7 protein-coding genes are annotated in these 11937 nt (G+C 69.6%); 5 read left to right on the plus strand and 2 right to left on the minus strand.

Annotated elements, in window-relative coordinates; all coding sequences use genetic code 11:
• The first annotated feature begins 53 nt into the window (after positions 1–53).
• Together BLR21_RS29760 and BLR21_RS29765 are read left to right on the plus strand one after the other, a co-directional pair.
• Positions 54–872, plus strand: coding sequence for an SAM-dependent methyltransferase (locus BLR21_RS29760; protein WP_090011125.1), 819 nt, complete (start codon positions 54–56; stop codon positions 870–872).
• Between the two features lie 174 nt (positions 873–1046).
• Positions 1047–3080, plus strand: a complete 2034-nt coding sequence (locus BLR21_RS29765; RefSeq protein WP_256335017.1) for a putative bifunctional diguanylate cyclase/phosphodiesterase — start codon at positions 1047–1049, stop codon at positions 3078–3080.
• Here BLR21_RS29765 and BLR21_RS29770 read toward each other — a convergent pair.
• The gene (locus BLR21_RS29770) at positions 3052–4053 is read right to left on the minus strand and encodes an alpha/beta hydrolase (RefSeq protein WP_090011129.1); all 1002 of its coding nucleotides are present in this window, start codon (positions 4051–4053) and stop codon (positions 3052–3054) included. The genes BLR21_RS29765 and BLR21_RS29770 overlap by 29 nt on opposite strands.
• Before the next feature lie 17 nt (positions 4054–4070).
• Positions 4071–5384 carry a cytochrome P450 gene (locus BLR21_RS29775; protein ID WP_090011274.1) on the minus strand — a complete coding sequence of 438 codons (1314 nt, stop codon included), beginning with the start codon at positions 5382–5384 and terminating at the stop codon, positions 4071–4073.
• A 165-nt stretch (positions 5385–5549) separates the two neighbouring features.
• On the opposite strand from BLR21_RS29775, the gene BLR21_RS29780 reads away from it, so the two are divergent.
• The 3 genes from BLR21_RS29780 (at position 5550) to BLR21_RS29790 (ending at position 11919) form a co-directional block, all read left to right on the plus strand.
• Positions 5550–6365: an SAM-dependent methyltransferase gene (locus tag BLR21_RS29780; RefSeq protein ID WP_030480943.1), complete on the plus strand. Its 816-nt coding sequence runs from the start codon at positions 5550–5552 to the stop codon at positions 6363–6365.
• 131 nt (positions 6366–6496) lie between these two features.
• The gene (locus tag BLR21_RS29785; protein WP_256335018.1) at positions 6497–8590 is read left to right on the plus strand and encodes a putative bifunctional diguanylate cyclase/phosphodiesterase; all 2094 of its coding nucleotides are present in this window, start codon (positions 6497–6499) and stop codon (positions 8588–8590) included.
• Positions 8591–8781: 191 nt separating this feature from the next.
• Positions 8782–11919 carry an ATP-dependent helicase gene (locus BLR21_RS29790; RefSeq protein ID WP_090011133.1) on the plus strand — a complete coding sequence of 1046 codons (3138 nt, stop codon included), beginning with the start codon at positions 8782–8784 and terminating at the stop codon, positions 11917–11919.
• Positions 11920–11937 lie beyond the last annotated feature (18 nt).

Here is an 11937-nt window from a genome sequence, read left to right on the forward strand (position 1 = left end):
CTAAGCTCGTGCGTCTTCCCCGAACCGCCACGAAACCGAAGAGGGTGTTCCCCGTGGCAGAGACCCAGAACTGGGTTCCGCTCGGCATCGACACGAACGTGCCGAGCATGGCCCGCGTCTACGACTACATCCTCGGCGGTGCTCACAACTTCGCCGCCGACCGCCAGGTCGGATCGCAGATCGAGAAGCTGGTGCCGGGCCTGCCCAGCGTCGCCAGACTCAACCGCCGGTTCCTCGGCCGTGCGGTGAACTTCCTGATGGACCAGGGGATTCGCCAGTTCCTCGACATCGGTTCCGGCATCCCGACCGTCGCGAACGTGCACGAGGTCGCCCAGGAACGCGACCCGGCCGCGCGCGTCGTCTACGTCGACAAGGACCCGGTCGCCGTCGCGCACAGTCAACTGATGTTGTCCGACAACAAAAACGCCGCGATCGTGCAGGCCGACATGCGCGACCCGGAGACGGTGCTGTCGAGTCCCGAGGTGACGAGGCTGTTGCGCCTCGACGAACCGGTCGGGCTGTTGATGCTGCTCATGATGCACTGGGTGCCCGACGAGGACGGCCCGGACAAGCTCGTCGCCCACTACCGCGACGCGCTGCCCGCCGGCAGCTTCATGGTGATGACGCACGTGGCCAAGGACCAGATCGACGACACCGTCGACCAGGCGGCAGCGGTCGTGAACCGCAGCAGGAGCGCCGACCAGATGCACATGCGCGACCACTCGCAGGTCAGCGCCTTGTTCGACGGGTTTTCGCTGGTGGAGCCCGGCCTCGTCGGGTGCGGGGAGTGGCGCCCGGACGGACCGGGGGACGTCGCTGACGAGGCGTCCATGAACATGTTCTTGTACGCTGGGGTCGGTCGTAAGGACTGAAACCACGCTGTAGTGTCGGAGGATCACACGGTTGGCGCAGCGGGCGTCGACTGCCTGTAGGTAAACTCCCGAACACTCTCCAACCTATACAGGGCAACGGGAATGACGAAACCGAGCCGAAGACCCGATGCCGTTCCACCCGAGGGCGCTGCCGCCGTCCGTGCGCGAGAAGCCTTGTCGCGCAAGTGGAGCTACCTGCTCAGCAGCGTCGTCGTAGTCGCGCTGAGCCGAGATGAGCTGGACGCCGAACTGGGCGCCCAGCTCGACGCATTGTGCGCGGCACTGCACAGCGAACCGTTCGACCCTGCCCCGTTCGAGGAGGTGGGCGAACGGCTCGTCGCTCTCGGCTACGTCAACGAGCCCGGGCTGAAGCGCACCGTCGACGTGCTCGGCAAGGGCTTGCTGACGCTGGAGGAGTTCCGTTCGAGCGACCGGCACACCGTGCGCGTCGTCGGCGGGATCGGCGCGCTGACGTGCGGCTTCACCGCGGCACGGGCACGCGCGATCCTGGACCAGCAGGAGAGCATGCAGCGCTCGCTGCTCAAGGCCGCCCATGACGCGCAACGGGATCAGCGCCAGAGCGAGGCGAAGTTCGAGGGCATCGCGTCCTCGTCGACCAACGGCATCCTGATCGTCGGCCTCGACGGCCGCCTCGCCTGGGGCAACGAGTCGATCGGCGTGATCATCGGACGTGCGCCGGAGCCGGGCACCCGTCTCGCCGAACTCATCGCGCCGAACTCGATCGTGGTGTTCCGCGAGATGATGGAACGGGTTCTGTCCGAGCGCGGTGAGTTCGAGCGCGAACCGATGCAGCTCGTGTGCGGTGACGGCGATTTCGCCAAGGTGACGCTCACGGCGTCACTGCTGCGCGACGACGATGGCAAGCCCAGTCATGTCCTCGTGATGGCGGACGACGACACAGAACTTGCGTTGTTGCAGGGAGAACTGCGCCGGCAGTCGCTGCACGACGTGCTGACCGGGCTGCCGAACAGGCAGTTCTTCACCACGCACCTCGAAACCGTGCTGCGCAGGGCGGATCCCGAGTTCGGCGTGACGATCTTCCACCTCGACCTCGACGCGTTCGGCCTGGTGTGCAACAGCCTCGGCGCACGGGTCGGCGAACACCTGCTCCAGCACGTCGCACGCAGGCTGCGGGCCCTGATGTCGCACGAGAAGGCCATGGTCGCGCGGTTCGACGGCGACGAGTTCGGCATCGTCGTGGAGAACACGTCGCTCACGCCGGACGTCGCGACCACCATGGCGACCATCAACGCCGACCTGGGCGAACCGACCTATGTGGACGGTCACGGTCTCGCCGTGTCGGTGAGCGCGGGCGTGGTGCACAGGCCGTCGCCCGGCGTCGACCCGGTCGAGCTGCTGCGCACGGCCGACCTGGCGCTGCGGCAGGCCAAACGCGACCGCCGCGGTCAGTGGGAGTTGTTCCACACCAACGAGGACGCCGCCGGACGGCGCGACGCGGCACTGGCCGTGGTGATGCCGGGAGCGTGGGAGCAGGGCGACATCGGCGTCGTCTACCGGCCCGTCCGCGAGCTGGCGACCGGCGACCTGGCGGGCGTCGAGGCCCTGCTGCACTGGGACCTCTCCGACCGCTGCGCCGCACTCGCCGACCAGAGCGGGCTGATCCTGCCGATGGGCGAGTGGCTGATCAGGATTGCCACCGGCCAGGCGCAGTGGTGGCGCCAGCGCGGCGAGCTCGACCAGCAGTTCGGCGTGCGGCTCACGCACCACCAGTCGACCGACGCGGACCTGGTGTCACGGGTGTCGAAAGTCCTGGAGGAGACCGGAATGCCGGCCGCCAGGCTGACGTTGACCATGCCGGTCGGCGTGCTGGGCGTGGCCGACGCGGCGGACAACCTGGGCACGCTGGCGGACATGGGCGTCCGGATCGCCCTCGACGACTTCGGGCTCGGGCCGCGCGATCTGGCCTGGCTCTCGGCGCTGCCGGTGGTGTCCGTGCTGGTGCCGAAGGACCTGGTGCACAGGCAGGATCCCCGCTCCGCCGCGTTGATCCCGGCCGTGCACGACCTGGGAGTGAACATCTGCGTCGACGGGATCGAGACCGCCGAGCAGGAGAAGTGGTGGCAGGAAGCGGGCGCCGACCTCGCGATCGGCGCCCACTACGGCTCCCCGCGTGACGCGGGCGAGTTCCTGCGGAAGTTCAGCCAAGGCCGCGCTGCCACGCGATGACAGCCGCGTGGTAGCCGCCGGCGGTCTTCGTGTCGAAGTTGAAGACGTGCCCGTACCCGTTGACGACGAAGCCGTCGAGCCGCGGTGCCTTGGGGTAGAACGGCTTCTCGGACCTGACCAGCGCCTGGGCCGAGGAGCAGTCGGCGCCGAGCGGCGGGGTGCCGCAGAAGTAGTCGGCCGAGGTCTGGACGGTCATCACCGGCACGTTGATCAGGGCGCTCACCGGTAGCACGAGGTTCGACATCAGGGCCGTGGTGACGAACTCGCCCGCCGAGACGACATCCTTCGTGGCCTCGTCGAGGGTGTTCACGGCGGCGATGCTCGGGCCAGGCGCGTGGAACATGGTGTAGCGCGAGCCCGGTGCCGTCGTCAGGTAGCCGACGTCGAGGCCGCGCAGGCTCAGCTTCGGGTCGATCAGCGCGGGGATCAGGTTCGTCAGCGCGGGCACGGCCCTGACGTAGTCCCACTGGTGCGTCATGCCGGTGACCAGGACGCCGTCGACGTCGCGGTACCTGCCCGCCTCGGCCATCGCGATGGCCGAGCCGATCGAGTGCCCGCCGACGAGCACCTTGGCGAACCGGGGGCGCAGGTTCCCGATGACCTGGTGCACCGCCTCGGCCTGGTTGGGCACGTCGACGAGGATGCTCAGCGGCTTCGTGCTCCGGCCGGAACCGATCCGGTCGACGGCCATGGTGGCGATGCCCGCCTTGTTCATCGCGCGCGTGACCGAACGGGTCTCGCCGTCCACCGGGATGTCCCAGTAGCCGCTGGTGTAGGTGCCACCGGGGATGAGCACCTGGACGGTCTTGGCTCCCTGCGGAACGCACAACCTGCCGTACATCGTCTGCCTGATGAGCCCGAACTGAACGGGCGTGTACACGTCCTCGCAGGTCGTCGCGGCAGCACTGGCCGGCGCGGGAACCGGTAGCAGGGCAGCGAGCAGCACGGCGGCACAGAGCCGACGGAAACGCATGGGGGAACAACCTCCAGCTAGCGGGGGACGACCTTCATCATCAGGTCGCTGGGGTAGGCCGCGTTCGTGAACTTGGTGCGCACGGGCCGGTCGGGGACCAGCCGGTAGCGCGCGCAGACCGTCGCCACCACGATGGCGATCTCGGTCAGCGCGAAGTGGTTTCCGATGCACTGGTGGATGCCGCCGCCGAACGGCACGAACGCGCCCTTCGGCAGTTGCCCGGCACGTTCGGGCGTCCAGCGGTCCGGGTCGAAGCGCTCCGGGTCCGGGAAGTTCGCGGGGTCGTAGTGCATCGTGTGCGGGCTGAGGATCACCTCGGTGCCCGGAGGCAGGACGGCGCCGCCGAGCTCGACCTCCACGGCCGTGCGGCGCATGACGAGCCAGAGCGGGTACTTCCGCAGGACCTCGGTCGCCACCTGGCCGACGTACGTCAGCTTCGGCACGTCGTCGATCGTCACCGGACGCCCGGCCAGCACCTCGTCGACCTCCGCCACGACCCGCCGTTCCACCTCGGGGTCGGCGGCGATCTCGTGGAAGATCCAGGCCAGTGCCAGCGCGGTGGTCTCGATTCCCGCCGTCAGCAGCGTGATGACCTCGTCGAAGACCTGCTCGTCGGTCATCGGTTCGCCGGTCTCGGCATCCCGTGCCATCAGCAACGTCGACAGCAGGTCGCCGTGGTCGGTGTCGTCGCCGCGACGGCTCTCGATGACCTCGTGCACGATCGCGCGCATCCGGGCGATGGCCTCGTCGAACTCGCGGTTGGCCGGGATGGGCAGTTTCTCGACGAACCCCGGCGAGAGGGCGCGCATGATGCCGTTGCGGATGATCACGAACACGGACCGGCGGGCCTCGGCGATCGCCTTCTTGCCGATCTCGGTGGAGAAGAGGGCCTCACCGACGATCGTGACGGCCAGGCCCTGCATGTCGGCCTCGAGCTGCCTGACGTCGCCAGGACGCCAGCCGTCCAGCAGGTCGAGCGTCGCGCGGAGCATGGTGTTCGCGTAACCGGCGATCCGGTCGCGGTGGAACGCCGGCTGCATCATGCGGCGCTGGCGCAGGTGGAAGGCGCCGTTCGACACGGCGAGCCCGTTGCCGACGAACGGCCGGAACTTGTCGTACATCCGGCCTTTGTGGAACTTCGGCGCGTCGGTGACCAGCACCTGATGGGTCAACCGCGGGCTGGCGACGAAATAGGTGCGCATCGGCCCGAGGTGTACTTCGACGAGATCACCTTGATCCCGTAAATTCCCGGTGAACTCGAATCTTTTTCTGAGCATAGGCAGCGAATGCCCGAGAAATGGCAGCCTGCCGGGTGCCACCGGGACGGACATCATCGCTCCTCGCGAGGGGGAAAGAGATCGAGCCACCCTATGAGTCGTTGGGTCGAGGGTGACAGTGCCCGATCGGGTGGAGTGCGTTCACACTTGCGGCGTAGTCGCTCGCGCTTTGCGCTTGACTAAGCTAGTGCATCCGCAACCTGAAGAGGGTGGGTAGTCGTGTCCGACGTGCAGAACTGGGTTCCGCAGAGCGTCGACGTCTCCGTGCCGAGCGCGGCGCGCGTCTACGACTACCTGCTGGGGGGCGCGCACAACTTCGCGGTCGACCGCCTGATGGGCGACAAGGCCGAGCAGATGATGCCGAACTCCCGCAGCGCGGCCAGGCTCAACCGGGCCTTCCTGCGCCGCGCGGTGCGCTTCATGACCGAGCAGGGCGTGCGCCAGTTCCTGGACATCGGCTCGGGCATCCCGACCGTGGCCAACGTGCACGAGGTCGCGCAGGAGGCGCACCCGTCGTGCCGTGTCATGTACGTGGACCGCGATCCCGTCGCGGTCGCGCACGGTGAGCTGATCATCGCGGGCAACGAGCGCGTCGGAGTGCTGCAGGCCGACATGCGCGACCCGGACAGCATCCTCAACAGCGGCGAGGTGAACCGGCTGCTCGACTTCGACCAGCCGATCGGCCTGCTGATGCTGTTCATGGTCCATTGGGTGCCGGACGAGGCGGACCCGCAGAGCCTGCTCAAGCGCTACCGCGAGGCGCTGCCCAGCGGGAGCTACCTCGCGATCTCGCACATGGCCGGCGACCACGTCAACGACGACGCCCGGTCGGTCACCGACAGGATGGCCAAGGCGGGCGGTGGTGACGTCGCCTATCGCGACCGCGCCGAGGTCGAGTCGTTCTTCGGGGATTTCGAACTGGTCGAGCCCGGACTCGTCAAATTCGCCGAATGGCGACCCTCCGGTCCCGGTGACATCTCGGATGATCCAGCCGTGAACAGGATCGCGTTCGCCGGCGTCGGCCGGAAGCCATAGCTATTATCGATGGTGTGAGGTCGATTCACGCGACCGGTTGAGGCGGGACCGACTCTGCGTGGGTAAACTGCCGGACCTCAGAGCCATGCGAGGCGGCCCACCGAATGTCGAAGCCGAGTCGAATACCGGACGTGACGCCCTCGCCTCAGGACAATGCGAGGGCGCGGACGACGCTCGCCCGCAAATGGTCGTATCGCCTGCTCGGAGCAGTCGCGATTCCCCTGAGCGGGGAAGATCTCGACGAGGAACTGAGCGTCCGGCTGGACGCGTTGTGTTCGATGCTGCACGAAGAGCCGTTCACGACCATCCCGGTCGAGGCGGCGGGCGCCGACCTGGCGGCGCTGGGCCACCTGGGCCGACTCGGGCTGCGGTGCACCACCGAGGTCCTCGGCAAGGGCCTGCTCGCGCTGCCGGAGTTCCAGCCGGTCGAGCGGTACGCGGAACGGATCGCGCTCGCGATGGGCGCGCTCGGCGCCGGCTTCACCGCGGCGAACTCGGAGTCCGTGCTCGCGCAGCAGGAGAGCATGCAGCGGTCGTTGCTCAAGGCGGTCCGCGACGCGAACTGGAACCTCAAGGAGAGCCAGGCCCGCTTCAACGAGGTCGTCACGTCGTCCACGAACGGCGTGCTGATCGTCGACCTGGAGGGCCGGCTGCTCCAGGTGAACGCGGCCACCGGCCAGATCCTCGGGCGCACCTCCGACGAGCTCACCGGCATGCCGCTGCTCGACCTGATCGAACCCGACTTCACCGAGATGCTGCGCGAGGCGATGACCGACCTCGCCGCCGGCACCATCGAGCGTTTCCGGCAGTCGCAACGGCTGCTGCGCGAGGACGGCGAGTCCGCGCCGGTGACGCTGACCGCGTCACTGCTGCGCGGTGCCGACGACCAGCCGATGCACTTCGTCGTCGTGGTCGAGGACGGCACCGAACTGGCGCTGCTGCAGAGCGAGCTCAAGCGGCAGTCGCTGCACGACGTGCTGACCGGGCTGCCGAACCGCCAGTTCTTCACCACCCAGCTGGAGATCGCGCTGCGCAAGGCCGATCCCGAGCACGGCATCACCGTCCTGCACCTCGACCTCGACGCGTTCGGCATGCTGCGCGACAGCTTCGGCGGCCGGGTCGTCGAGCGGTACCTGCAGCACGTGAGCGGCCGGCTGAAGACGTTGCTGGCGGGCGAGAAGGTCATGATCGCCCGGTTCGGCGGCGACGAGTTCGGCGTCCTGCTGGAGAACACGGCCACGACGCCCGGTATCGACGCGATCATGAAGAGCATCAACGACGACCTCATGCACGAACCGACCTTTGTGGACGGTCATGGGCTGTCGGCGTCGATGAGCGCGGGCGTCGTGCACCGGCCGGGCACCGACGAGGAACCGCTCGACGTGCTGCGCTCGGCGGAACGGTCCTTGCGCCGTGCCAAGAAGGGCAGGCGCGGCCAGTGGGACCTGTTCCACGCCGGCCAGGACGCCGAGGAACTCTCGAACGACGCGCTGGCCGTGCAGATGCCGGCCGCGTGGGAGAACGGCGAGATCACCGTGCGGTACCGGCCGGTCGTGCGGCTCGCGGACGGCGCGGTCAGCGGTGTCGAGGCGGAGTTGCACTGGGACAGCCCGGAATCCGGCGTGCTGGGCCACGCCCGGTGCGCGGACCTGGCCGAGCAGACCGGCTTGATCCTGCCGCTCGGCGGATGGCTGCTGAAGGTCGCTGGCGGTCAGTCGGCGTGGTGGCGGCAGCGCGGGCAGCTGGACAGGACGCTGGCCGTGCGGCTCACCGCGCACCAGTCGTCCGACGCGGACCTGGTCTCGCGGGTCGTGGAGGTGCTCGACCAGATCGGGGTGCCCGCCGGGAAGCTGATGATCAGCATGCCGGGCGGCGTGCTGTCCGTGGCCGACGCGGCGGACAACCTCGTGGTGCTGTCCCGCATGGGCGTGCTGACGGCGATCGACGACTTCGGGATGGCGCCGCTCGACTTCGGGCTGCTCGCGTCCGAGTTGCCGGTGCAGGCGGTGCGGGTGGCGCCCGGCCTGGTGGTGAGCCGGTCCCCGTATGTGGCGGCGCTGCTGCCGTTGTTGCGGGAGCGGGGTGTGACGGTCGCCGTGGAGGGGATCGGCAGCGCCGAGCAGGCCGAGTGGTGGCGTGCCGCCGGAGCCGACTTCGCGACCGGCGACCACTTCGGGGTGGCGCGGGAGCCGGGCGAGTTCCTGGAGCAGTTGGAGCTCCGGTGACCGGACGGGGTCGGGGTCACGTCCGGCCACCGGAGGAGTTCTTGTGGCTCACAACGTCTTCAAAAATGGACTAGACCACCTCTCTCTGTCAAGAAGGTAGACGAAATCGGCTCGGGATCGTTCCGCGCCGTTTCGGCCCTGGTCGGGCGGCCTTTGACGATCTTGTCGGTGCCGCGTGGTGCAATCGACCCGTGGCACTTCCACCCCAGCTGGTCCGCCGAAGGCCGGAGACGCGCCCGCGTCCCCGGTGGGACGCCGCTGCCCAGCGGGTCTTCGAGCGCGAGGGCTTCGTCCGGGTGCTCGGCGGCCCCGGCACCGGCAAGACGACGCTGCTCGCCGAACTGGCCGCGCACGTCGTGCTGGAACACGGGGCCGATCCCGAGAACGTGCTCGTGCTGACGGCGAACAGACGCGCGTCGGTGGCGTTGCGCGCGCAGATCACGCAGTTGCTGACGGGGCGGCTGTCGGCGATCCGCGAACCGTTGGTGCGGACCGTGCACTCCTATGCGTTCGCCGTGCTGCGCAACCAGGCGGTGCTGCTGGGCGAGCCGCCACCGCGGTTGCTGTCCGGCCCGGACCAGGACGCGATGGTGCGCGAACTGCTCTCCGGCGACGTGGAGCTGGGCGCGTTGAAGTGGCCGGAACGGTTGCGGGCGGCGCTGGAGCTGCCGGGGTTCGCGCACGAGCTGCGGGATCTGCTGCTGCGCGCGGCGGAGCGCGGGCTCGGGCCGGAAGACCTGATCGAGCTCGGCGAGCAGCACGGGCGTGACGAGTGGGTGGCGGCCGGGCGGTTCGGGGCGCAGTACGAGGCGGTGAACCTGCTGTCCGGGCTGGACTCCGCGACGGCGTACGCCCCCGCCTACGACGCGGCCGAGCTGGTGTCGTCGGCCTACGCGGCGTTCGTGAACGACGAGGACCTGCTGTTCGCCGAACGGCGGCGCGTGCGGTACCTGCTGGTCGACGACGCGCAGCACCTCGATCCGATGCAGTACTCGCTGATCCGCTCGCTCGGATCGGGAGCCGCGCGGTTCGTGCTGGCCGGTGATCCGGACCAGGCGATCTTCACGTTCCGCGGTGCCGATCCGGAGATCCTGCGGGACGCCGGCGGCGAGACGGTCGTGCTGCGGCAGTCGCACCGGATGATGCCCGAGGTCCGGGACGCGGTGGCCCGGCTGGCGGCCCGCCTGCCCGGTGCTTCTCCCGCCCGCTCGGTCGATCCGGTCGACGGCGAGGGCTCCGTGCAGGTGCGGTTGCTCGCGTCGTCCGCGCAGGAGGCGACGTGGGTGGCGGACCAGCTGCGGCGTTCGCACCTGGCCGACGAGGTGCCGTGGTCGCAGATGGCCGTGGTGGTGCGGTCGGCCACGTTGTCCCTGCCGGTGCTGCAACGGGCCCTGCTCGCCGCCGGTGTGCCGGTGTCCGTTGCGTCGGACGAGCTGCCGTTGGCGCAGCAGCCTTCCGTGCGTCCGTTGCTCGCTCTCGTCCGTGCCGCCGCCTCGCCGGGTTCGTTGGACGAGGACACGGCGGCGATGCTGCTGTCGTCCTCGTACGGCGGCGCGGATCCGTTGGCGCTGCGGCGGTTGCGGCGTGGTCTGCGGCGCCTGGAGATGGCCGCGGGCGGGGACAGGCCGAGTGGCGACCTGCTGGTCGAGGTCGTGGAGAGCGGGGACAGGCTGGCCGCTTTGGAGGACGCGGAGTCGTTGCCGGCGCGGCGGATCGGGCACCTGCTGGCGTTGGCGCGCAAGGCGATCGAGGCGGGGAAGTCCGTCGAGGTCGTGTTGTGGGACCTGTGGACGGCGACGGGTCTGCAGGAGCGCTGGGTGGCGCAGTCGGCCCGGCGCGGGCTGCTCGGCATGCAGGCGGACCGCGACCTCGACGCGATCGTGGCGTTGTTCGAGGCGGCCGCGAAGTACGTCGACCGGTTGCCGGGTTCGGGGGTCGCCGGGTTCGCGGACTACCTGGAGTCGCAACGGATCGTCGGCGACACGCTGGCCGCCTCCGCCCCGACCGGTGAGGCGGTGTCCGTGCTGACGGCACACTCGGCCGCCGGGCGCGAGTGGGAGGTCGTCGCGGTGCCCGGCGTCCAGGAGGGCAGCTGGCCGGACCTGCGGCTGCGCGGCACCGTGCTGGGCGTCGAACGCATGGTGGACGTGCTGGCCGGGATGGAGCCCTCGGTCTCGGCGGTGGCACCGATCCTGGCCGAGGAACGCCGGCTGCTGCTCGTCGCCGCTTCTCGTGCGCGGTCGAAGCTGCTGATCAGTGCCGTGCGCGGGGAGGACGAGCAGCCGTCGCGGTTCCTCGCCGAGATCGAGTCGTCCGCTGAGGACGAACGGAAGCTGCACCGGCCGCAGCGCGGTCTGGTGCTGGGCGAACTGGTCGGCGAGCTGCGCCGCGTCGTGTGCTCGGACTCCGAGGCCCCTGATCGGCGCTCGCGTGCCGCCGAGCAGCTGGCCCGGCTGGCCGAGGCGGGTGTGCCCGGTGCGCACCCGGAGTCCTGGTACGGCCTGGCGGAAGTGTCCATCGATGCTCCACTGTGGACCGAGGAGCAGAAGGTCAGCGTGACGCCGTCGACCATCGAGGTGATCACGAAGTGCCCGTTGCGCTGGGTCGTCGAGCGGCACGGCGGGCAGGACCCGGCGGAGCTCGCCTCGGTGACGGGCACGCTGGTCCACGCACTGGCGCAGGCGGCGTCGTCCGGTGCGGACGCGGAGCAGCTCAGGGTGAAGCTCGACGAGGCGTGGGCCGCGGTGGACGCCGGCGCCCCGTGGTTCTCCCGCCGCGAACGCCTGCGGGTGGAGAAGATGCTCGACACGTTCCTCGCGTGGCTGGCCATGAGCCGCAGCCAGCTCACGCAGGTCGCGGTCGAGGAGGAGATGGTCGTCGACGTCCCGAAGCGCGACGGCGGGCCGTGGCTGCAGGTCAGGGGCCGGGTCGACCGTCTCGAACAGGACGAGGACGGCCGCCCCGTGGTGATCGACCTCAAGACCGGCAAGAGCCCGGTGTCGCGCGAGGCGTCCCAGGACCACCCGCAGCTGGCCGTCTACCAGCTCGCGTCATCGCTGGGCGGCTTCACCCACATCGGACTCGGAACCGAGCCAGGCGGTGCCCGCCTGCTCTACGTGGCGAAGGAGGACAAGAAGACAGGAGCCGTCGAACGCACCCAGGCGCCGCTGGACGAGCAGGGCGTGCAGGCGTGGCTGGAGGTCGTGCAGGGTGCCGCGGAGTCCGTGCTCGGGCCGGACTACACGGCGCGGGAGAACGCGGACTGCGACCGTTGCCCGGCCCGCACGACGTGCCCGGTCCACCCGTCCGGCCGGCAGGTCAGCGAGTAAGTACTGTCGACCTGCGTG

This window comes from Lentzea albidocapillata subsp. violacea, assembly GCF_900100275.1.
Lineage (GTDB): Bacteria > Actinomycetota > Actinomycetes > Mycobacteriales > Pseudonocardiaceae > Lentzea > Lentzea violacea.